A 21,942-nucleotide genomic window follows, 5' to 3' on the forward strand; every position below is an offset into this window, starting at 1 on the left:
TTTTTTGCCCCAGTCAGATGTCTGGTGATGGCGCTAAGCTATCATTGGCGGCGAGTCGGTTTCAGTTAACCGACAAAGGGTTCGCATTATAACCGTGAGCGCGATCATTCGGGCGCTCGTTCATCGATTAGGGATTCTTATGCTGTTGAGAAACTATTCCATCGCTGCCCGGCTGGCGGCGGGTTTTGCCGTGATGGCAGTAATTGTTTTGTTGTTAGGTATGCTGGGCATGCGTGAGATGGGACAGATGCGCCAGCAGGCTGAGGAGGTGGACAGCCACTGGGTGCCCGGCATGCAGTTGATCAACAGTTTTGGTCAGAGCTTTATGCGGGTACGGATTTTTACCCTGCGCATCATGCTGGATGAGGACGGCAGCGATGCGGCCAGGCTCAACACGCAGATCAACGAAATGACTCGGCAGGTCGATGCCGACCGGCAGCGCTATGCAGCTCTCATAAGTTATCCGGATGAGCAACGCTTGTTCGAACAATTCAACCGCGGCTACGAGGGTTACCTGGCGGCCCAGCGTGAGGCATTGGATCTGGCATTGAACAATCGTTTTGATCTGGCCCTACAGCATGTTGACCAGGTATTGAATCCGCAGGCCGATCAGGTGACCCAGGCACTGCTGGCCTTGGAGCGTTATACGGTTGAGAGGGTGGGCGCTGCCGCCGATGAGTCTGCGGCGAGCTACTCCAGTGCGCGCAGCATGGTGATAGTTGCGGTCATTCTGGCGGCTCTGCTTACGGTTTTGCTGGCCTGGACCCTGACCCAGAGCATTATCGGTCCAATTCGCCAGGCCGTGCAGGTCAGTGAAACTGTGGCCAAGGGGGATCTGACCCGCTTGATCCAGGTTCAGGGTCGGGATGAACCGGCCCGCCTGTTGCGGGCGCTGGCGAGCATGCAGGAGCAGTTGCGCGACACTATTGTGGGCATTTCCAACTCCTCGACCCAACTGGCTTCGGCGGCCGAAGAGTTGAACGCCGTGACCGAGGATGCCACCCGTGGCCTGCAGCGCCAGGATGATGAAGTTCAGCAGGCGGCTACGGCGGTCAACGAGATGACTACCGCTGTCGAGGAAGTGGCCAGCAATGCTGCGTCCACCTCGGATCTCTCACAGCAGGCTACCCGGATTACCGAAGAAGGGCGTCAACAGGTCGGCAATACCCTGACCAGCATAGGAAAACTGACTGAAACCATCGGTGCTTCGGCAGATGAAGTACAGGATCTGGCCGCTCGGGCTCAGAGTATCAGCCAGGTGCTTGATGTGATCCGGGCAATCGCCGAGCAAACCAATTTGCTGGCACTCAATGCAGCGATCGAAGCGGCTCGTGCCGGCGAGGCCGGGCGCGGCTTTGCCGTGGTTGCCGATGAGGTGCGGGCGCTGGCCCATCGAACCCAACAGTCAACCAGCGAGATCGAAGAGATGATTTCCTCGATTCAGCAGGGCAGTGAGAGAGCGGTAGAGGCCATGGGTATCAGTCGTACCATGTCCGGCAATACCCAGGCCTTGGCCGATGCGGCGGGGCAGGCATTGCGTAGCATCAGTGAGGCAATCGGCCAGATCAACGAGCGCAATCTGGTGATCGCCAGTGCAGCTGAGGAGCAGGCCCAGGTGGCGCGTGAGGTTGACCGCAATCTGGTCAATATTCGAGACCTGTCTACCCAGTCTGCAGCCGGTGCCGAGCAGACCAGCAGCTCCAGCCGCGAGCTGTCGCGTCTGGCGGTAGAGCTGAATGACCTGGTAACGCGCTTCAAGGTCTAGGCAGGTCCGGCCCCCGAAAGGGGCCGGAAGAGGCTGAATGAACGGCGCCCAAGGGCGCCGTCTTGATTCAGGGCAGGGTCAGCTCCACCACCCGCAGGGTGGCGGCGTCGATTTCACTGTCGGTCAGTGGCATCGAACGCCACTGCTTGTTGCTGAACAGCTCGGTCTGGTCGGCGAAGAACTCAGACTCCGGATCGTGAGCCTGGCCGTAGGTCACGTAGACCTGAGCCTTGGGGCCTTGCTCGTCGTAACTCAGCGCCAGGGCAAAACTGGTACCGTAGTTGATCCGGTAGGCGGCAACCGGTCCGTTACCCTCGTCCAGCAAATCCAGGCTGGCGCTACCGGCAATGTCCTGACCGGTCAGAATGGTCCCGGTCTGGGCAAGGCTGCGGGCATTCTTGCTGATCATGTTAAAGATCCCCTCGAACGACTGCCCGCCATGAATAGGGAAGCGATGGTTCGGGTCGGACGATTTCAGCACGTACTGCACATCACCCAGTGCCACGTCCAGGGCAACGTTATTGTCGCTCAGGCGCTTGGCAGCCTTATGCAGGGCCTGGAGTACCGGATCGGTCAGCGGGTCGGCCGCCAGCGGCGCCAGGTCGCGTGGGGTGTCAGCCGGACTGTCCGGGTCGAAAGGTACTGCGAACAGGTTGTTGTGCAGATCGCGGTGAGCGCTGACTCGGAACTCCTGAAGAAACTCACGCATCAGGGCGGCGCCACGACTGTCCAGGTTGTAGAGTCCATCCCAGTTGGCCAGCACGTTACAGGGCGTTGCCAGGCTTTCCAGTTGACCGTCGACTTCAACCTGCGGGTTAGCCTGGCAGCGCTGGACCAGTTGCTGGCGGAAGCTGCCACCAAACAGCGAGCCGTTGTGGTCCAGGGCCAGTTTCAGGGCCTCGATATCGAACACCTGATCGGCCAGTGTCAGGCCAAAAGCGTGAGGGTCGCTGATCAGTTGGGCGTTGTAGCGGGTCCGCGGACTGCGCACCACCTGCTCAGGGCCGAAGGCAATGCTGTAGCCTTCCAGTGGCTCCTCGACATGCGACAGCCAGTGACTGCTGTTGGCATTGTAGGCATAGTCGCGGCGGGTCACCTTGGGTGCCAGGCTGTAAGGCACGATGCCCGGCGCTACGGCCTCGGGGTGGTTGACCCACTCGAACTGCGACAGGTGTCCTGGCAGCAGAATTTGGCCGGCACCGTCCTGCCACAGTGCCTGGGCCGCAGGATCGTTAGCTATTGCGTTGCGCCAGAATCCTTCGGCCTGCGCTGACAGCAGAGGGGTGACTGAGGCGTCGATATAAGAGGCGTTGCCATCCTTATCGATCATGATGGTGTTGACCCAGGGTAGGCCCTGGATCTCAGCCAGTGCGGTTTCCAGCTCAGCAGTGCTGGTGGCCTTGTTCATCGCCAGCCACTGATCGAGCATCCGGTGGTTGCCGAGGTTGGCGTCGCGGTAGGTGATTGCCGTCGTAGTGCTCCAACCGAGTGCCGGGTTCACGGAAGACAGGTCGATCATCGGGCCGTAATGACTGAAGAATACCCGGCGAGTGAACGGTGCCAGCGAGTCATCGGGCAGCTTGACCTCGACTATGACGTCTTTGTAAGTGATGTCGCGCAGTTCGCCGTCATAGAAGTAGCGCTGGGCATTGGATGGGTCCAGTTGCAGCTGGTACAGGGTGAAACGCTTGGCCTGGGAGACCGTATGGGTCCAGCCCAGATGCTGGTTGAAGCCCAGGGTCACGATCGGAATGCCGGTCATGTTGGCACCGTGGGCCTGCAGTTCACCGGGAATGTTCAGATGGATTTCATAGAAACGCGAAGCACCGTCCCAGGGAAAGTGCGGATTGCCAAGCAGCAGGCTGTTGGCGTCGCGGACCCGGTCCGTACCTAGGGCCCAGCCATTACTGCCGATGCCTTCATTTTTCAGCACCAGCTCCGGATCAAGCTGGGCAGTCAGGTCAAAGGCGCTGGCCAGCGGTTTGGGCTGGTCGTCGGCCTTGGCCAGTTGAGATTGTTGCTCGCTGTTGTTCTTGAGCTGAGTGATTCCGCCTGGCGGCTGGGCTGCGGCCATGGCCTGGAGGAAATTGCGGGTACTGGCCAGGGTGGCCATGTCCAGATAGGTGGCCAGCAGGGTATTGGCAGTGATTGGTTGGACCCATTCGGCGCCGCGACAGGGTGTAGGGTAGTCCTGCGGGCTGTGGCGCTCGGCCAGTGCGTTGTTGTAGCCCTCAGCATAGCCGTTGATTAGGGCCTGGGCATCGTCGGATAGCAGTGAAAAGCGTTCCTCGGCCATGCTTTCAAAATCGATGGCCTTGTAGGCGACATCCGACAGCAGATTGGCGTTGTTCGTACCGGGCCCGAAGAATTTGGCCTTTTCGCCTTGCAGTGTCACTACCTGTTCGGCCAGGGTGCAGAGGTTATGCTCGGCCTGGGCGTGGGCGACGCCATAGCCGAGACCGAAGTAGTCATTGGCTTTGACATGGGGCACGCCATGGGTGGTGTAGGTGATGGTTACATCGGCGCTTGGGCTGGGGGCCGGAGAGCTGCTGGAGGAGCCGCCGCTGCTGAGGCAGCCTGACAAAATGACGGTGCCGGCAACCAGAGTGCCGGCCAGCTTCTTATGCATTGTCACATCCTTTTGTTTTACGTTGTTATTAGGGGTGGTCGACGGGGGAAGTCGACCTGTGCTCACCCAATTGGGTGAAGCCTGCCCACTCTCCAAAGCGGGCTGGAAGCTGTCAATTGAGGCGGCTGATGGGTGAATCTGGTGTGGTTTTCAGTTTTTGCTTGTGGAGTGACTTGGACAGGCATTCAAACCCTTATTGTTGAAGGATTATTGCCTTCATTTTTCAGTTATTGATTTTTTGTTGCGCAAAGGGGGCGGGCGTGGTGAGCGCCAGATTGGCGTGAAATGCACTGGGAGGCATGCTGAGGGAGCTGTCTGGCAAAGTGCTACCCGGGGTGACCCGGGCAGCGTTCAGAGTACTGCTCAGACGGTTTCGGTAGCCGAGCTGGACTGCATCAGTTTGGCCGTTTCTGGAGCCGGAGTGCGGATCAGATGATCAAAGGCACCCAGAGCTGCGGTGGAGCCGGCACCCATGGCGATGATGATCTGCTTGAACGGGACGGTAGTGACATCGCCAGCGCCGAACACGCCGGGGATGTTGGTTGCACCACGGCTGTCGATCTCGATCTCGCCAAAGCGGGTCAGGTTCAGCCCTGAATCCTTGAGCCACTCGGAGTTCGGCACCAGACCGATCTGGACGAAGATGCCAGCCACATCGACCTGCTTGCTTTCGCCGTTGGTGCGGTCGGTGTAGGTCAGACCTACCACCTTGCTGCCATCACCACGTACTTCGGTGGTCTGGGCATTCATGATGATCTCGACATTCGCCAGCGAACGCGCCTTGCGCTGCAGAACTTCATCGGCGCGCAGGCTGTCACCGAACTCCAGTACGGTGACGTGTTCGACGATACCTGCCAGGTCAATCGCCGCCTCGATACCGGAGTTGCCGCCGCCGATCACGGCCACGCGCTTGCCCTTGAACAGCGGGCCGTCGCAGTGTGGGCAGTAGGCTACGCCTTTGCCCCGGTATTGTTGTTCGCCGGGTACGTTCATTTCCCGCCAGCGAGCACCGGTGGCCAGAATGACGCTGCGGCTGGACAGAGTGGCGCCGCTTTCCAGGCCGATCTGGAGGTAGTCGCCCTGGGTCAGGCTGGCGGCCTTCTGCTCGGTGATCACCTCAACATCATATTCCTTGACGTGTTGTTCCAGGTGCGCCACCAGCTTCGGACCCTCGGTGTAGGGAACCGAGATGAAGTTTTCGATACCTACGGTATCCATTACCTGGCCACCGAAGCGATCAGCGACGAGGCCGGTACGGATGCCTTTGCGTGCGGCATAGATGGCCGCTGCCGCGCCAGCCGGGCCACCACCAACGATCAGTACATCGTACGGGGCTTTCTCGTTCAGTTCGGCGGCCTTGCGCTTGGCTGCACCACTGTCGACCTTGTTGACGATTTCCGCCAGGCTCATGCGGCCCTGGCCGAACGGCTGACCATTGAGGAACACCGAAGGTACGGCCATGATCTGGCGCTGTTCGACTTCATCCTGGAACAGGGCGCCATCGACCATTGCATGGGTGATGTTCGGGTTCAGCGTGGCCATCAGGTTCAGTGCCTGGACCACGTCCGGGCAGTTCTGGCACGACAGGGAAATATAGGTTTCGAAGTGGAACTCGCCATCGAGGCTGCGGATCTGCTCAAGCAGAGCTGGGTCGGCCTTGGACGGGTGGCCACCGGTTTGCAGCAGGGCCAGGACCAGCGAGGTGAACTCGTGGCCCATCGGCAGGCCGGCAAAGGTGACTCGTGGCTGCTCGCCAGTGCGCCCTACCGACATGCTCGGAGTGCGCGGATTGGCGGCGTCAACCAAGCCGATCTTGCCCGACATTTCGGCAATTTCGTTGGCCAGTTCGTGCAATTCTTTGCCCTTGGGGCTGTCATCGACGGACACGCTGATTTCAATCGGGTTAACGATATGCTGCAGGTACGTGTCCAGTTGTTTCTTCAGATTGGCGTCCAACATGTGCGTGTCCCTTGTGACAAAGCATAAATTTCAGGCGTAAAAAACCCGGCCCGCCGGAGGCAGCGACACAGCGCTGCAACGGGCCGGGTTGGCAGGACGGGTCTTAGATCTTGCCGACCAGATCCAGCGAGGGAGCCAGAGTGGCTTCGCCTTCTTTCCACTTGGCCGGGCAGACTTCACCCGGGTGGGCGGCAACGTACTGAGCGGCCTTGACCTTGCGCAGCAGGTCGCTGGCGTCGCGGCCGATGCCTTCAGCAGTGATTTCAACGGCTTGGATGACGCCTTCCGGGTCAACGATGAAGGTGCCGCGGTTGGCCAGGCCCTGATCTTCACGCAGTACTTCGAAGTTGCGGCTGATCTGCATGGTCGGGTCGCCGATCATGGTGTACTGGATCTTGCCGATGGTTTCGGAGCTGTCGTGCCAGGCTTTGTGAGTGAAGTGGGTGTCGGTGGAGACCGAATAGATCTCAACGCCCAGCTTCTGGAACTCTTCGTAGTGATCAGCCACGTCGCCCAGTTCGGTCGGGCAAACGAAGGTGAAGTCAGCCGGGTAGAAGAAGAATACCGACCACTTGCCTTTCATGTCGGCTTCGCTGACCTGGACGAACTCACCGTTTTTGAACGCTTGAGCGGTAAACGGCTTGATCTGAGTGTTGATAACGGACATTGCAACTCCTTGTCTGAGTAAATTAGTCAGTGGGTTGTGAAGACGGAGCGTATGTTAGGGCTCTGTCATGGATACTTAAAATAAATTTCAACTAAATCTTGGATAGTCTTTCTCTATCTATGGTCATTGTTGATTTTTTCAAGGGGGCTTTCAAGCTTCCCATTGGGTCTCTGCACTACATGGCAGCCTGGCACGATGGCGTGTCATTGCAGTGACAGACTGCTGGTCAATGCCTGCATCAATTGACCGGCGTCAAGTCCCCGGGTTCAGCCATCGGGCAGAGTAGCGGCCAGATGTGTTCCACATGGGAGGAATTATGCAACTGGTGTGTCCTGCTGGCAGCCTGCCGGCGCTCAAGGCTGCGGTGCGCCAGGGTGCCGATGCCGTCTATACCGGTTTTCGCGATGATACCAATGCCCGGCACTTCGCTGGACTGAATTTTACCGAAAAGCAATTGCAAAGTGGCCTGGAGCTGATTCGCCGGGAAGGGCGACAGCTGTATATCGCGGTCAATACCTATGCCTTGCCCGATGGCTGGCCGCGTTGGCAGCGAGCAGTAGACCAGGCCGCGGATCTTGGGGTCGATGCGCTGATCGCGGCTGACCCCGGGGTGCTGGCTTATGCCAGCCGGCGTCATCCGGCGCTGCGGCTGCATCTGTCGGTCCAGGGTTCGGCGACCAATGCCGCGGCGCTGACGTTTTATCACGAGCGCTATGGCATTCAGCGGGCGGTCTTGCCACGGGTGCTGTCGTTGGCTCAGGTGCGCCAAGTGGCGGCGGGCAGTCCGGTACCGATCGAGGTATTCGCCTTCGGCAGCCTGTGCATCATGGCTGAGGGGCGCTGCCATCTGTCTTCCTATGTCACTGGCCAGTCGCCGAACTTGTGCGGCGTCTGCTCGCCGGCCAGTGCGGTGCGCTGGACCCAGGAGCCCGAGGCGCTCAGCTCACGACTTAATGAGGTGCTGATCGATCGCTATGTCGAAGGTGAAGCTGCCGGTTATCCCACCCTGTGCAAGGGTCGGTTCATGGTCAATGGCAAGCGTTTTCACGCGTTGGAGGAGCCGACCAGTCTCAACACCTTGGCACTTATTCCGGAGCTGGATGCAGTCGGAGTGGTAGCAGTCAAGGTCGAGGGCCGGCAGCGCAGTCCGGCCTATGTTGAGCAGGTGGCCAGGGTTTGGCGTCAGGCGCTGGACAGTTATGCCCGGGCGCCAGATCGGTTCGCGGTCGAGGCTGGCTGGAATCAGGCGCTGGCCTCGGTGTCAGAGGGCAGCCAGACCACTCTGGGGGCCTATCACCGGGCCTGGCAATAATCGAGAGAAATGACGATGAAACTGACATTGGGGCCGATCCTGTTCTACTGGAGTCGTGAGGCGATCATCGACTTTTATGCCGATATGGCTACCCAGCCGCTGGACGTTATCTACCTGGGTGAAACCGTATGTGCCAAGCGCCGAGCTTTGTCGCTGGATGACTGGCTGGGCCTGGCGCGTGATCTGCGTGAGGCCTGCGATGCTGAGGTTGTGGTGTCCGGGCTGGCCTTGATCGAAGCGGCTTCGGAGTTGTCGAGTTTGCGGCGGTTATGCGACAACGGCGATCTGCTGGTCGAGGCCAACGATATGGCCGCGGTGCAGTTTCTCAGCGAGCGAAAACTGCCTTTTGTCGGTGGTCCATCGCTGAATCTGTATAACGCCTTTGCCGTGGCCGAGCTGATGAGCGCCGGCATGCTGCGCTGGGTGCCGCCGGTCGAGTGCTCGCAGGCCCTGCTCGAGCATCTTCAGCAGCAGGCCCGTGACCAGGCGCTGAGCTTGCCGGAACTGGAAGTGTTTGCCTGGGGCTACCTGCCGCTGGCTTATTCGGCGCGCTGTTTTACCGCCCGCGCGGAAAACCGGCCCAAGGACGATTGCGGTTTCATCTGCCAGCACTACCCCGAAGGTATTCCGCTGTTGACCCAGGAGGGCCAGCCGCTGTTTACCCTCAATGGCATCCAGACCATGTCGGCCGGGGTCTGCAATCTGTTGGCCGAGTATCCGAAAATGCGCGCCATGGGGGTCGATGCCTTGCGCCTGAGCCCGCGGGCGACCGATATGGGCGAGGTCATCGCGCAATTTCAGGCTGTGCGCCAAGGCCAGCAGCCGCCAGTGCTGGTGGATGGCTGCAATGGCTACTGGCATGGTCAACCGGGCATGCTACGGGTTGAGGAGGCCGGGTTATGTTGAACCTGGGCCCTGTGCTTTTACGACTCAGCGAACCGCTGCTGCCGTTGAGTCGGCATGTGCCGTTTCTGCTCCAGCAGTGGGTACTGGAAGCGCTGTTGCGGCGCTGGCTGGCCAGACCGCTGGAGGAAGGCGAGTTCGATCTGTTAGCCGGACGCTGGTTGCGGCTGGAGGTCAACGATTTGGGGCTGGCCTGGAACCTGACCCGGGACCGGCATGGCCTGCGTTTGGCCGACCGCTCGCCAGCAGATGTGTTGATCAAGGGCAACTGGCGTGAATTTCTGCTGCTGGCCAGCCGGCTGGAAGACCCCGATACCCTGTTTTTCCGGCGCCGGTTGGTGATTGAGGGCGACACCGACCTGGGGCTGGCAGTGAAAAACCTGATGGACAGCCTGGACCCTGAAGAGTTGCCGCCAAGGCTATGGGCTTTGCTTCAGCAGATGGGCAAGGCTGTGCAGCATCGGGCTGGTACGGATGCTGCTTGTCAGTCACAGGCTGAGGAGGCGAGAGCTCTGCGCAACGGCTGAGGCTGTCAGGGGCGCCCCAAAGTTGGGCGTGCGCTGTACCTGTTTGGTGCTTTATCGCCTTGCTTGGCCCGGGCGCCGGCAGACATGCTAGAGTGTCGTTTTGCAGCAACCAGCCTGTCGGCGGTGGAGACAGATCATGACAGACGCAACTTTGACAGACGGCCTGGGCCGGCGCATTGATTATCTGCGCCTGTCTGTGACTGACCGCTGTGATTTTCGTTGCGTTTACTGTATGGCCGAGGATATGACCTTTCTGCCTCGGCAGCAGGTCTTGAGCCTGGAAGAGATCGAGCGTCTGGCTCGGCTGTTTGTTGCCCAGGGGGTAAGCAAGATCCGGATTACCGGCGGTGAGCCGCTGGTGCGGCGTGGTGTGGTTGAACTGTGTGAGCGGATCAGCGGCTTGCCCGGACTGCGCGAACTGGTTATGACCACCAATGGCTCGCAACTGGCCAAACTGGCCGGGCCGCTGGCCACCGCCGGGGTCAAGCGCCTGAACATCAGCCTCGACAGCCTTGATCCGCAGCGCTTCAAGGCGTTGACTCGTACCGGGGAGCTGCAGCAAGTGCTGGCTGGTATTGAGGCCGCTCGCGAGGCCGGTTTTGCCCGGATCAAGCTCAATGTGGTGGCGCTCAAGGGCCGCAACGCCGATGAACTACCTGCGCTGGTTGACTATGCCCTGGCTCGAGGGCTGGACATCAGTTTCATCGAGGAAATGCCGCTCGGGCATGTTGGTCGTTCACGGGCCGAGACCCTGTGCAGCAGCGACGAAGTGCGGGCGCTGATCGCCGAGCGTTATGCGCTGCTCGACAGCACCGAAAGCTCGGGTGGTCCGGCGCGCTATGTACGCGTTGAAGGCTATCCCGAGTCGCGTATTGGTTTCATTTCACCCCACTCAAACAATTTTTGCGCTACCTGCAATCGGGTGCGCCTGACCGCTGAAGGGCGGCTGCTGCTGTGCCTTGGGCACGAAAACTCTCTTGATCTGCGAGCTCTGGTTCGCCGTCACCCAACCAGTGATGCGCCGATTCTCAAGGCGCTGCAACAGGCACTGCTGCGCAAACCGGCCCGCCACGAGTTTGATGTGAATGAGGTGCAGGTAGTGCGCTTTATGAATGCCAGTGGTGGTTAGGGTCTGTTGCCGACCGGGCTATTAGGCTTTCGTGCAATTAATCAGTGTTCCCTTAAGGACCATAACAGTTTGCCGCATTCTGTCGGCTCAGCTGTAACTGTTTGACCGTCTGGACGCGCCCTAGAATAGTGCAAGTCTGTTTCCCTCCTGCGTTCATTTTCGGGTCTTTCCATGCACGTCGCATCCGGCCGCTGGCTGCACGGTTTTCTATTGGCAATGACCACCGCCACGCTGTGGGGGGTATTGCCGATTCTGCTTAAAGAAGTGCTCAAGGACATGGACCCCTTTACCGTGACCTGGTATCGGATGATCAGTGCTGGTCTGGTTCTGTTCATCTGGCTGGCAGCGCGGCGCCGGCTGCCTTCGATTCGCGCGTTGTCGTCCACCAACAAAGTCCTGTTGGCTGTGGCAGTGTTGGGGTTGGCCTGTAATTACGTACTGTATCTGATGGCGCTTAACCGGCTGACCCCGGGTACCATGCAACTGATCATTCAGGTTGCGCCGATCATGCTGATGATTGGCAGCATGCTGGTGTTTCGTGAACGCTTTGGGCTTGGTCAGGTGTTGGGGTTGGCGGTCCTGATGCTGGGGTTCGGACTGTTTTTCAATCAGCGCCTGGGTGAGCTGTTTACCCAACTGAGCGGTTACACCCTGGGTATTCTGATTGCTCTGGCAGCGGCGTTTTCCTGGACGCTGTACGGTTTGGCGCAAAAGCAGTTGCTGACGGTCTGGTCATCGGTCACGGTGATGATGGTGATTTATCTGGGCAGTTCGGTACTGTTGTTGCCGCTGGCCGAGCCGGCCCAGATTCTCAGACTGTCCCATCTGCAGTTGTGGCTGCTGGCTGGTTGTTGCCTGAATACCCTGGTGGCCTATGGTGCCTTTGCCGAGGCACTGGTTCACTGGGAGGCTTCGCGGGTCAGTGCTACGGTGGCGACCACACCGCTGCTGACCTTCAGCATGGTGGCGCTGGGTGCGCTGTTGTGGCCGAGCGTGGTCGAACCTGAACTGCTTAACAGCCTGGCCTATATCGGGGCGCTGCTGGTGGTGGGCGGTTCGGCTCTGATTGCCCTGGCTCCAAGTCTGATCCAGAACCTGCGCAATCGCCGCCTGCGGCGGCTAAGTGTCACGCCGCCACCGGCCGGTTCTTGATTGGCAGCACAAAAGCGCAGTAGCCCGGTTTGTTGTTGACCTGTTCTGGACCGTTAGATGCCAGGGATGGCATCTACGAGCCCCCAGGGATGGGTTTACGGCGTGTCCAGAACAGGTCAACGACAAACCGGGCTGGCAGTGATCTCGATTAATCAGCGCTCCCTAACATTCCCTCTGGCCTGACCGCTGCATCGAACTGCGCCTCATCCAGATACCCCAATGCCAGCGCCGCCTGTTTCAGGGTGGTGCCTTCGGCGTAGGCTTTCTTGGCGATGTCTGCGGCCTTGTCGTAACCAATGACCGGATTCAGTGCGGTGACCAGCATCAGGCTGTTGTCCAGATGCTCGCGCATCTTTGCAGTATCCGGTTCCAAGCCTTCGATGCAGTGTTCGCGGAAACTGGTGCAGCCATCGGCCAATAGCCGGATCGATTGCAGCAGGTTGTGAATGATCACCGGCTTGAACACGTTGAGCTGCAGGTGACCATGGCTGGTGGCAACGCCAAGGGTGACGTCGTTGCCCAGCACCTGGCAGGCAATCATCGACAGTGCCTCGCACTGGGTCGGGTTGACCTTGCCGGGCATGATCGAACTGCCGGGCTCGTTGGCCGGTAGCCGGACTTCCGCTAGGCCCGCACGCGGGCCACTGCCGAGCAGTCGCAGATCGTTGGCCAGTTTCATTAATGTCAGCGCCAGTTGCCTGAAGGCACCATGCAGTTGCACCAGAGGTTCATGCCCGCTAAGCGCTGCAAACTTGTTGTCGGCGCTGGTGAAAGGCAGGCCGGTCAGTTGGGCCACTTCGGCGGCTAGCAGGCTGGCAAAGCGGGGTGGGGCATTGAGTCCGGTACCCACTGCAGTGCCGCCCTGAGCCAGAGCGCAGACTTTGGGCAGCGCCTGTTCCACCGCTTCAAGCCCCATATCCAACTGGTTGACGAAGGCCGAGAGTTCCTGACCGAAGGTTACCGGGGTGGCGTCCATCAGATGGGTGCGGCCAATCTTGATCAGTGCTTTGTGCTGTTCGGCCTGTTTGGCCAGTGCTGTGCGTAGTGCCTGCACGGCCGGTAGCAGGCGGGCGTGGGTTTCCTTGACGGCCGCCACGTGCATGGCGCTGGGAAAGGTGTCGTTGGAGCTTTGGGCGCGGTTGACGTGATCATTGGGATGGACCGGCTGTTTGCCACCCAGGGGTTGCCCGGCCAGTTGGTTGGCGCGGTTGGCGATGACCTCGTTGACGTTCATGTTGCTTTGGGTGCCGCTACCGGTCTGCCAGACTGACAGTGGGAAGTGCTGATCCAGGCTGCCGCTGAGGATGTCGTCGGCAGCCTGTTCGATCAGGCTGGCTATGTCGTCCGGCAGGTTGTCCAATTGCCGGTTGACCCGAGCTGCGGCTTTCTTGATCAGGGCCAGGGCATGCACGACTGCCAGTGGGATACGTTCTTCGCCGATGGCGAAGTGGTGCAGGGATCGTTGGGTCTGGGCTCCCCAGTAACGCTCGGCGGGCACCTCTATCGGGCCCATGCTGTCGGTTTCGCGACGAGTGTCCATGGTCGGACCTCCCTTGACTGGCGATGTGGGGGTGGGACTGTCAGTATAGGGGCTGGTGGTCACTGATATCGAGTTGGGAGAGGGGTATGCGGGTTTTTCTGCTGGGACTGGTGCTGGGCAGTTGGGTGATGCTGGTCCAGGCTGATGAGGCCAGTCATCGGGCCAGTGCCGAGCGATTTCTCAAACTGGCCAAGGCCGAGGGTATGACCGCAACGGTTTACGAGCAGGTCGGGCGGGCGCTGACATTGCAGTTCGCCCAGATGGGTGGCTCGATGCAGCACGAGGATCTGCTGCGTGACTATCAACGCCAGGCCCGTGCGCTGCTTGACACAGAGCTGGCCTGGGAAGCGATGCGTGACGAGTTGATCGATTTGTATGTACCGCTGTTCAGCGAGGCTGAGTTCGAGCAGTTGGCCGAATTCTACCAGTCGCCGGTTGGGCGCAAGCTGATGGACAATCTGCCAGAGCTGACCCAGAGTTCGCTGGCCATTACCCGAACACGCTGGGAGGAACGCCTGGCGCCCCAGATCGAAGAGTTGGTGGAGCAACTGGCCGCCGATCTGGAGGATCGCCAGGGTGGCCTGCGCTAGAGTCAATAGCCCATTATTTGCCGAATAAAACGCTGATTAATTGAGTTTTAGTGTTAGCCCAATTGTCGCTGACCTGTTCTGGACACGCCGTGAACCCATCCCTGGGGGCTTGACGATGCCCGTCCAGGGCATCGACAGTCCAGAACAGGTCAGCGCCAACTGGGCTGCTTGGCTTTTGTGTTATTAATCAGTGTTCCCTTAACTGGAGTAATCCCATGAGTAGCACCCAAGTAGCCTTGAATCAGGCCCTGCAAGCGCTGGAGCCGGTTCATCTGGAGCTGGTCAATGAAAGCCACATGCACAGCGTACCGCCTGGCTCGGAGTCGCATTTCAAGGCCGTGGTAGTCAGTGCGCGGTTCAACGATCTGAGCAAGGTCCGTCGTCATCAGGCGGTCTATGCGGCGCTGGGTGAGTTGATGCAGCGCATTCATGCGCTGGCATTGCATACCTACACCCCGGATGAGTGGCAGGCCCGCCAGCAGGCACCGGATTCGCCCAATTGCATGGGCGGTAGTAAAGCTGACCACTGAACGTTCAGTCATCTCCTGCTGTTTGATACACTGCGCGCCCTAAGGAAACACTGATTAAATCAGTTTCGGTGCTGGCCCGGTTGGTGCTGACCTGTTCTGGACACGCCGTGAACCCATCCATGGGGGCTTGGCGATGCCCGTCCGGGGCATCGACAGTCCAGAACAGGTCAGCGCCAACCGGGCTGTTGAGCTTGTGTGCAATTAATCAGTGTTTCCCTAATTGGTGCGCCCTTTACGCGGGCGATAACTGAATGTACGAGGTAGGCATGTCCAAGATTGTAGTGGTGGCGTTGTACAAGTTCGTCACGCTGGAAGATTTCGAGGCTCTGCGTCAGCCGTTGCTGGATGTCATGGTCGATAATGACGTCAAGGGTACGTTGCTGCTGGCCCGGGAAGGAATCAACGGGACCATTTCCGGCCCGCGGGCCGGGTTGGATCAAGTGCTGGCCTGGTTGCGCAACGATGCCCGCCTGGCCGATCTGGACTGGAAAGAGTCGCTGTGCGATGAGCAGCCGTTCTACCGGACCAAGGTCAAGCTGAAAAAGGAAATCGTTACCCTGGGTGTGCCGGGCATCAGTCCCAACGAGAAGGTGGGTACCTATGTTGAGCCCCAGGATTGGAATGCGCTGATCAGCGATCCTGAGGTGCTGCTGATCGACACCCGCAATGACTATGAGGTGTCGATTGGTAGCTTCAAGGGTGCCATTGACCCAAAAACCAAGACCTTTCGTGAATTCCCCGAGTATGTGAAGCAGCATTTCGATCCGGCCAGGCACAAGAAGGTTGCGATGTTCTGCACTGGTGGCATCCGCTGCGAAAAGGCCTCCAGCTATATGCTCAAGGAAGGTTTTGAGGAGGTCTATCACCTCAAGGGCGGCATTCTGCAATATTTCGAGGACGTGCCGGCAGAGCAGAGTCTGTGGGATGGCGAGTGCTTTGTGTTCGACAACCGGGTTACCGTGCGCCACGATCTGGCTCCCGGATCCTTTGGTCAATGTCACGCCTGTCGTCATCCGGTTTGCGCCGAAGATATGGCATCGCCGCAGTATGAGGAAGGTGTCAGTTGCCCGCACTGTTACGACAGCCTGCCAGAGAAGACCCGCCAGCGGGCGGAGGAGCGGCAGCGGCAGATCCAGTTGGCCAAGCTGCGCAACCAGCCGCACCCTATCGGCCTGCCGCAGGAACTGGCTTCACCCAACGCCAAACGCTGACGGAGACTGACACTAATGACCCAGCGCCTGATCTATGTGATGGACCCTATGTGTTCCTGGTGCTGGGGCTTTGCTCCGGTGATCGATGCTATCCAGGCTCGTTATCCCGAGCTGACTATTCATCTGGTTGCCGGTGGCTTGCGACCAGGGCAACGTGAACCTGTCGATACTGCCACCCGCCAGGTTCTGGCTGAGCACTGGCAGGCGGTTGAACAAGCGTCAGGGCAGCCCTTTCTTCAGCCGCAGCAACTGCCGGATGGTTTCGTCTACAACACCGAGCCGGCTTGTCGGGCTCTGGTTGCCGGGCGCGAGCTGGACAATCAACTGGTCTGGAATCTGGTCAAGGCGATTCAACAGGCGTTTTACGCCAGCCTGGCAGATGTGACCCAACCTGGGGTGCTGGTCGATTTGGCAGAGAGCTGTGGCTATTCGCGAACGGCGTTTGCCGCCAGTTACGATGCTGAATCTACCCGTGCGGCACTGGCGGCCGATTTTTCCTGGACCCGGGACCTGGGGATTGCAGGTTTTCCGACGTTGCTGGCCCAGCGCGACGGCCAGTTGGCATTGCTGACCAACGGTTATCAGTCTGCTGATCAGGTGCTGGCGCTGTTGTCACGTTGGTGCGAGGCTGGACAGGCAGCATCGGCGTCATGATGGTCAGTCTGAGTACCCTGATTCACCTGGCGTTGCATGCACTGGTGCCGCTGCTGGTGGCTTGGGTGTTTTTTCGCAGTCGGTGGCGCAAGGCCTGGCTGATCATGTTGGCGACCATGCTGGTGGATCTTGATCATCTGCTGGCCGACCCGCTATTCGATCCCAATCGTTGCTCGATCGGCTTTCATCCGCTGCACAGCTATACCGCGATCACCTTCTATCTGCTGATGTCGCTTTGGCAGCCGACCCGCTTGGTGGGCCTGGGGCTGCTGATTCACATGCTGGTGGATGCCAGTGATTGCTGGCGCATGGCTGGTTTTCCATTGCCATAAAATGGCTTAGCGTTCGCGCAAGGCCTCGGCACGCGCCCTCAGCACCGGCTTGAGTAGATAGCTGAGAATGCTTTTCTGGCCGGTGATGATGTCCACGCTGGCGATCATTCCGGGGATGATCAATAGCGGGTGGTCGCTGTCGCCCAGGTAGTTGCGTTCGGTACGCAGGCGGATCAGGTAATAGCTTTCGCCCTGTTCATCGGTCACGGTGTCAGCGCTGATGTGCTCCAGTTCACCCTTGAGCCCGCCGTAGATGGTGAAGTCATAGGCGGTAATCTTGATCATGGCTTCCTGGCCGGGATGCAGGAAGGCGATGTCCTGCGGACGAATCCTGGCCTCAAACAGCAGGCTGTCATCCAGCGGAATGATTTCCACCAGATCATCGCCCGGCTGGATGACCCCGCCCACGGTGTTGACCAGCAACTGCTGGACGATGCCATTGACCGGTGAGGTCACCAGAGTGCGGCGCACCCGGTCTTCCAGTGCCAGGCCTGAGGCCTGGGTTTTTTCAAGTTCCACGCGGGTCTGATTCAGTTCGCCCAATGCTTCGCTGCGGAACCGGTTGCGGGCTTCCTCGATTTTGCGTTCGACTTCCCGCAGGGCCGATTCGGCTCGAGGAATGGCCAGGGTGGTGCCGTCCAGGTTGCCCCGGGTTTCTACTTCGGCACGGCGCAGGCGCAACACTTCCACTTCAGAAATTGCTCCATCGGCCACCAGTGGCGCCGACATGTTGATCTCCTGGCGTAGCAGAGCCAGGCTGTTACGGAACTGGCTCTGCTTGGAGCGCAGCTCACTCAATTCCTGGGCGCGCTGGCGGCGTTGCTCCTCAAGAATGGCCAGTTCATCATTCAGGCGCCGTTGTCGGCTGTCGTGCAATGCCAGTTCGGCAGCGGCCAACTCGGGTGCCTCTTTCAAGACATTCTCCGGCAACACCAGATCTATACCTTCGGTTTCGGCGGTGAGCCTGGCCAGTTTGGCCTGCTTGCCCAGACGTTCGGCCCGGGTTTCCTGCACGTTCGAGGCAAACCGAGTGTCGTCCAGCCGCAGCAAGGGGTCGCCACGGTTGATGATCTGGCCTTCACGGACCAGGATTTCGGCTACGATTCCGCCTTCCAGGTTCTGGATGCGCTGCAGCTTGCCGGAGGGTATCGCCTTGCCCTGGCCGCGGGTCAGCTCTTCGACTTCGGCAAAGTGAGCCCAGGTCAGGCCGGTCACGATGAACGCGACCAGAGCCCAGAGCATCATCCTCGCCGAACGGGGTGAGTCTTCCAGGATTGCGTGGGCCAAGTCTGGAAGTGGGGCCTCGGTGATGGTCCTGGCCGTTGGTTTGGCGGTAGTTTTGCCGTTGTTTTCAGGGGCGGGCGACATTGACTTGCCCCTTGCGCAAGGCTTCCAGGACCTGCTCCTTGGGTCCGTCGGCGACGATTTTTCCTGCGTCGATAACAACCAGGCGGCTGACCAGAGCCAGCATCGAGGCCCGGTGGGTAACCAGAATCAGGGTTTTTTGTGCAATTACCTGAGCCAACTGACGCTTGAGGCGTTCCTCGCTGCTGTTATCCAGCGCGCTGGTGGGTTCATCAAGGAGCAGTATCGGTGGGTCCAGCAGCAGGGCACGGGCAACCGCCACTGCCTGGCGTTGGCCCCCAGAGAGGTTCTGGCCGCGCTCACCAACCTCCAGGTTCAGGCCCTGGGGATGCTGGCGGGCAAACTCGCTGACCCCGGCCAGGTTGCAGACCTGTTGCAGGCGCTCGTCATCGACATAGCGGGCACCCATAGTCAGGTTGTCGCGCAGGCTGCCGCTGAACAGTTGGATATCCTGGGGGACGTAGCCGATATTGTGGCGCAGGTCAGCGACATCAAGCTGGTGGATGTCCAGGCCGTCGATCAGCAGGTGGCCGCTGTCGGGTTGATAGAGATTGAGCAGCAGTTTTTCCAGGGTGCTCTTGCCCGAGCCGCTGCGGCCGATAATGCCAACATGCTCGCCGGGCATGATCTTCAGACTGATATGGTCCAGCGCCGGATACTGCTGCTGAGGGTAGGTAAAGCTCAGGTTGCGGACTTCAATCGCGCCGTGCAGGTTTTGCCGGTGGGTTGGCAGGCTGTTGGCCTGACGTTCCTGGGGCATGGTCATCATCTGGTCGGTGGTCGAGACGGTCAGTTTGGCCTGCTGGTAACGGGTCAACAGGCTGGCGATCTGTGACAGCGGCGCCAGTGCCCGGCTATTGAGCAGGTAGCAGGCGATCAGGCCTCCCATGCTCAAATTGCCCTGCATGATCAGGTAAACACCGCCGACAATGACTGCCACTCCCGACAGTTGCTGAATGAACAGGGTGCCGTTGACGGCCAGAGTCGATAGCTTGCGGGCCTTCATTTCCAGTCGACTGAGGCTACCAATGGTGGTTTCCCACTGCCGCTGGCGCTCGCTTTCGGCGCCGGTCACCTTGATCAGGTCGATACCGCCCAGGGTTTCGATCAGCATGGCCTGACGTTCGCTGGCCAATTGCAGGCTTTGCTGGATCGCGCGTGATAGCGGGCCCTGAATCAACCACCCCAGCAACAGGGTCAGGGGGAACGCCAGTAGCGGGATCAGTACCAGTGGGCCGCCGATCAGGCCGATAACCAACAGGATCAGTAAGGCGAAGGGCAGGTCGATCAGGCTGGTCAGGGTCAGCGAGGTGAGAAAGTCGCGCAGGCTCTGGAATTCGTGAATGTGTTGGGCAAAGCTGCCGACCCGCTCGGGGCGGGCCTTGAGATTCATGCCGGTGATGCGTTCAAACAGGGTGGCGGACAGGATCAGGTCGGTTTTCTTGCCGGCCAGATCAAGGAAGTAGCTGCGCAGGGTACGCAGAATCAGGTCGAACAGCAGCGCCAGGGAAATGCCGATGGCCAGGACCCAGAGGGTGGTCAGCGCCAGGTTTGGCACGACCCGGTCGTAGACGTTCATGACGAACAGCGGGGTACTCAGGGCAATCAGGTTGATCAGAAAGCTGGCGACCATGGAATCGGCATAGAGCCTGCGCGACAGACGCAGGGTATCGCGGAACCAGTGCCGGGTACGGGGTATGGGCGAGCTGTGCGGCAGCTCCGAACGATGCCGTGGTTGGGCGAAGAAGGCCTGTCCAGAATACAGCTTGGCTAGCTTGGTGCGTTCGATCTGCTTGGCGCCGCCGGCGGATTCGCCTGTCAGTATCCGAGCCTGGTTGGTATCGATCCAGGCCTCGAGAACAACATAGCGGCCATTGTTCAGAAACAGCAGGGCCGGGAGTGCTATGTCGTCGATAGCCTCCAGCGAGCGGCTCAGAATACGCCCTTGCAGGCCGGCACGTGCCACCGCACGGGGCAGCAGTTCGGGGACCATGCGTTGGTCCAGCAGGGGCAGGCCGGCGGTCAACTGGCCTTTACTGGTTTTGACCTGCAGGCAGTCACACAAGGCCAGCAGGGTATCCAGCAAAGGATCATCGAAGCGCCCGCGTGGATCATCGCGGGTGCCGGTTTTTGCCTCTTGGTCGGGGCTCGGCGGCCCCGACAATACGTCAGGCATGCTCAAGATTTACTGTCCGGCTGGCAGGAGTGTGCTGTGCACCTCGGACAGTGCCATTGCTTCGGCTGGTGCGACAATCGACTGGCTACGCAGCAGGTCACCGGTTACCGCCAGGAGCCGGTACTGGGAAAAGTACTCGACAAAGCGGGTTTCGGTCAGGCGACGCTGGGCGGTGAACAGTTCGTTTTCACTGTCGAGCAGGTCGAGCAGAGTGCGTTCGCCAATGTTGAATTGCTGTCGATAGGCTTCACGGACCCTGACACTGTAGTCGACATACTGTTGAGCGATCGGCACCTGCTGGCTCGCGCTGTCCATCGCGTTCCAGGCCAGACGCAGCTCTTCGGTCAGTTGCCGGTAAGCGTTGTTGCGTATCTCCAGGGCTTCGTTCATCTGGTGGGCGCTGGAGTGCATACGTGCTTGGTCACGCCCGCCGCTGTAGAGGTTGTAGCGCATCCGCAGCATTGCCTGCCATTCGTTGTAATGGCCTGGGCTGCCGTCGAGGTTATTGTCGACGTTGCGCGACAGTTCCAGATCGAAGCGCGGGTAGAACGGAGCCTTGGCTGTTTCATATTGCTTTTGGGCGGCCTGATGATCAGCTTCGGCGACCTTTATCAGCGGGTTGTTGGTGATATTGGCCAGGGCCGACTCCAGAGAGCCAGGGAGGTGGTGGGCAATCGGCCCCGGCAGGCTCAGGTCGCCGGGAAGCTGACTGACCACGCTGTAGTAGACCGCTTCGGCATCGATCAGGTTGGCCTGTTCGGTGACCAGGTTGTTGCGGGCCAGGGCCAGACGGGCCTCGGCCTGATCAAGGTCGGCTGTACGGCCGACGCCGCGCTCACTGCGCAGCCGAATCTGATCATGCACACGTTGGTGGCTACTCAGATTGTCTTCGGCCAGTCTAACCATTTCCCGGCGCATCAGCACTTCGTGGTAGGCCTCCACTGTGGCCAAAGCGATCTGCTCGGCGGTACTCAACACGCGGTAGGCTCTTGAATTTACCGTGGCTTCGTTGCGTCGCACATCATTGGGTGTGGCAAAGCCGTCGAACAGCATCTGACCCAGTCTCACCTGTCCCTCGCCACGGGTCAGACGCCTCCAGTGATCTCCTCCAGCCCGTGTGGCAGGGCTATCGGTACCTTCGCGGCCATAACCGGCACTCAGGTCAATGGTTGGTAGGTAGCCGGCCCTCGCTCCCTTGAGATCCTCATTGGCCGCCAGCCGGCTGTTGGCGGTGGCCCTAATTTGCGGGTGGGTATCAAGAGCTGTCTGAATCGCCTGCGGCAGGGATTGCCCCTGAGCTGCAAGGCTGACTGACAGCGCCAGCGGCATGATCAAGTATTGCCAGGTCGTGATCGTGCGCATAAATCCTCCGTTGAATGCCAGTTTCTGTTGTGTCCATGCACTGCAGTGCCTCATGCGCCTAATCCCAGTTTAGATGGGGCTGGTGATGGCACAACGCTGTTTCGAAAGCATTCTGATATCAAAAGGAAGTGGCTGAACG

At 59.7% G+C, this 21,942-nt stretch carries 18 protein-coding genes; 11 read left to right on the forward strand and 7 right to left on the reverse strand.

Going from position 1 to position 21,942, the window contains the following annotated elements:
* Nucleotides 1-139 precede the first annotated feature (139 nt).
* The gene (locus tag C2846_RS05925; RefSeq protein ID WP_119700949.1) at nt 140-1,765 is read left to right on the forward strand and encodes a methyl-accepting chemotaxis protein; all 1,626 of its coding nucleotides are present in this window, start codon (nt 140-142) and stop codon (nt 1,763-1,765) included.
* 67 nt (nt 1,766-1,832) lie between these two features.
* On the opposite strand, the gene C2846_RS05930 is transcribed toward C2846_RS05925, so the two are convergent.
* The 3 genes from C2846_RS05930 to ahpC all read right to left on the reverse strand — a co-directional run bounded on the left by C2846_RS05930 (nt 1,833) and on the right by ahpC (nt 7,020).
* The gene (locus C2846_RS05930) at nt 1,833-4,394 is read right to left on the reverse strand and encodes a penicillin acylase family protein (protein ID WP_119700950.1); all 2,562 of its coding nucleotides are present in this window, start codon (nt 4,392-4,394) and stop codon (nt 1,833-1,835) included.
* A gap of 363 nt (nt 4,395-4,757) precedes the next feature.
* Nucleotides 4,758-6,353: an alkyl hydroperoxide reductase subunit F gene (gene ahpF, locus C2846_RS05935; protein ID WP_119700951.1), complete on the reverse strand. Its 1,596-nt coding sequence runs from the start codon at nt 6,351-6,353 to the stop codon at nt 4,758-4,760.
* A gap of 103 nt (nt 6,354-6,456) precedes the next feature.
* Complete coding sequence (gene ahpC, locus C2846_RS05940) at nt 6,457-7,020, reverse strand: alkyl hydroperoxide reductase subunit C (RefSeq protein ID WP_080050027.1); 564 nt, start codon at nt 7,018-7,020, stop codon at nt 6,457-6,459.
* 316 nt (nt 7,021-7,336) lie between these two features.
* Here ahpC and ubiU point away from each other — a divergent pair, with 316 nt between their 5' ends.
* From ubiU to C2846_RS05965, 5 genes are all read left to right on the forward strand, one after another.
* The gene (gene ubiU / locus C2846_RS05945) at nt 7,337-8,332 is read left to right on the forward strand and encodes a ubiquinone anaerobic biosynthesis protein UbiU (RefSeq protein ID WP_080050028.1); all 996 of its coding nucleotides are present in this window, start codon (nt 7,337-7,339) and stop codon (nt 8,330-8,332) included.
* 15 nt (nt 8,333-8,347) lie between these two features.
* Nucleotides 8,348-9,238 (forward strand): U32 family peptidase, encoded by an 891-nt coding sequence (locus C2846_RS05950; protein WP_119700952.1) that lies wholly within the window; start codon nt 8,348-8,350, stop codon nt 9,236-9,238.
* Complete coding sequence (gene ubiT, locus C2846_RS05955; RefSeq protein ID WP_119700953.1) at nt 9,232-9,762, forward strand: ubiquinone anaerobic biosynthesis accessory factor UbiT; 531 nt, start codon at nt 9,232-9,234, stop codon at nt 9,760-9,762. The genes C2846_RS05950 and ubiT overlap by 7 nt, the downstream gene beginning before the upstream one ends.
* A 136-nt stretch (nt 9,763-9,898) precedes the next feature.
* The gene (moaA, locus tag C2846_RS05960; RefSeq protein WP_119700954.1) at nt 9,899-10,891 is read left to right on the forward strand and encodes a GTP 3',8-cyclase MoaA; all 993 of its coding nucleotides are present in this window, start codon (nt 9,899-9,901) and stop codon (nt 10,889-10,891) included.
* A gap of 171 nt (nt 10,892-11,062) precedes the next feature.
* Complete coding sequence (locus tag C2846_RS05965; RefSeq protein WP_119700955.1) at nt 11,063-12,043, forward strand: DMT family transporter; 981 nt, start codon at nt 11,063-11,065, stop codon at nt 12,041-12,043.
* 148 nt (nt 12,044-12,191) lie between these two features.
* Here C2846_RS05965 and fumC read toward each other — a convergent pair whose 3' ends face one another.
* Nucleotides 12,192-13,583, reverse strand: a complete 1,392-nt coding sequence (gene fumC / locus C2846_RS05970; protein WP_119700956.1) for a class II fumarate hydratase — start codon at nt 13,581-13,583, stop codon at nt 12,192-12,194.
* A gap of 86 nt (nt 13,584-13,669) precedes the next feature.
* Between fumC and C2846_RS05975 the strand changes: the two genes are divergently transcribed.
* The 5 genes from C2846_RS05975 (at nt 13,670) to C2846_RS05995 (ending at nt 16,900) form a co-directional block, all read left to right on the forward strand.
* Entirely contained in the window at nt 13,670-14,173 is a 504-nt protein-coding gene (locus C2846_RS05975; protein WP_165443777.1) for a DUF2059 domain-containing protein, read from the forward strand.
* A 215-nt stretch (nt 14,174-14,388) separates the two neighbouring features.
* Nucleotides 14,389-14,703, forward strand: coding sequence for a BolA family protein (locus tag C2846_RS05980; protein ID WP_080050035.1), 315 nt, complete (start codon nt 14,389-14,391; stop codon nt 14,701-14,703).
* A 266-nt stretch (nt 14,704-14,969) separates the two neighbouring features.
* Nucleotides 14,970-15,914: an oxygen-dependent tRNA uridine(34) hydroxylase TrhO gene (gene trhO / locus C2846_RS05985; RefSeq protein ID WP_080051700.1), complete on the forward strand. Its 945-nt coding sequence runs from the start codon at nt 14,970-14,972 to the stop codon at nt 15,912-15,914.
* A gap of 15 nt (nt 15,915-15,929) precedes the next feature.
* Nucleotides 15,930-16,568 carry a DsbA family protein gene (locus C2846_RS05990; RefSeq protein WP_080050036.1) on the forward strand — a complete coding sequence of 213 codons (639 nt, stop codon included), beginning with the start codon at nt 15,930-15,932 and terminating at the stop codon, nt 16,566-16,568.
* Entirely contained in the window at nt 16,565-16,900 is a 336-nt protein-coding gene (locus C2846_RS05995) for a DUF6122 family protein (protein WP_080050037.1), read from the forward strand. The genes C2846_RS05990 and C2846_RS05995 overlap by 4 nt, the downstream gene beginning before the upstream one ends.
* Nucleotides 16,901-16,906: 6 nt before the next feature.
* Here the strand turns inward: C2846_RS05995 and C2846_RS06000 are convergent, their stop codons facing one another.
* Genes C2846_RS06000 through C2846_RS06010 form a run of 3 tightly spaced genes read right to left on the reverse strand, consistent with a single transcriptional unit; the run spans nt 16,907 to nt 21,803 of the window.
* A complete protein-coding gene (locus tag C2846_RS06000) occupies nt 16,907-18,268 on the reverse strand; it encodes an HlyD family type I secretion periplasmic adaptor subunit (RefSeq protein WP_080050038.1) in 1,362 nt (453 codons plus the stop codon).
* Nucleotides 18,252-20,441 (reverse strand): type I secretion system permease/ATPase, encoded by a 2,190-nt coding sequence (locus C2846_RS06005; RefSeq protein ID WP_080050039.1) that lies wholly within the window; start codon nt 20,439-20,441, stop codon nt 18,252-18,254. Before C2846_RS06005 ends, C2846_RS06000 begins: the two co-directional genes overlap by 17 nt.
* A gap of 9 nt (nt 20,442-20,450) precedes the next feature.
* Complete coding sequence (locus C2846_RS06010) at nt 20,451-21,803, reverse strand: TolC family outer membrane protein (protein ID WP_080050040.1); 1,353 nt, start codon at nt 21,801-21,803, stop codon at nt 20,451-20,453.
* Nucleotides 21,804-21,942 lie beyond the last annotated feature (139 nt).

Origin of the sequence: Pseudomonas jilinensis, assembly GCF_003586265.1 — a bacterium.
In the GTDB taxonomy this organism is placed as follows: Bacteria; Pseudomonadota; Gammaproteobacteria; order Pseudomonadales; family Pseudomonadaceae; genus Halopseudomonas; species Halopseudomonas phragmitis.